Genomic DNA, 307 nt, shown 5'->3' with positions numbered 1-307 from the left:
CTTGTTGTGCACGAGCACCAGGAGTTCGCCGTCGTTGCGGCGCCGCAGCACCTCCGCGCCCGAGAGCGCGTGCAGGGCCGGGGCCGACTCGGCGTCGGTGCGCCGCGCCACGGAGTAGTCCAGCGGCGAGGTCTCCACCGGCGCGCGGAACTCCTGCTCCATGCGGTGGCGCACCACGTCGAACTGCAGCGGCCCCACCGCGGCCAGCACCGGCGCCTGCTCACCGCGCACGTCCGAGGTGAGCACCTGCACCACGCCCTCGGCGTCCAGCTGGGCGATACCGCGCTGGAACTGCTTGTACTTGCCC

Annotated in this window: 1 pseudogene; it reads right to left on the bottom strand. The window is 73.0% G+C overall.

Going from position 1 to position 307, the window contains the following annotated elements:
- Window positions 1-307, bottom strand: a pseudogene (locus ADL05_RS05585) (peptide chain release factor 3); the annotation flags it as partial.

The organism is Nocardiopsis sp. NRRL B-16309 (genome assembly GCF_001279585.1).
Taxonomy (GTDB): domain Bacteria; phylum Actinomycetota; class Actinomycetes; order Streptosporangiales; family Streptosporangiaceae; genus Nocardiopsis.
Note: the sequence above shows the minus strand (reverse complement) of the source record. Positions and strands in the feature narration are given on the sequence as shown.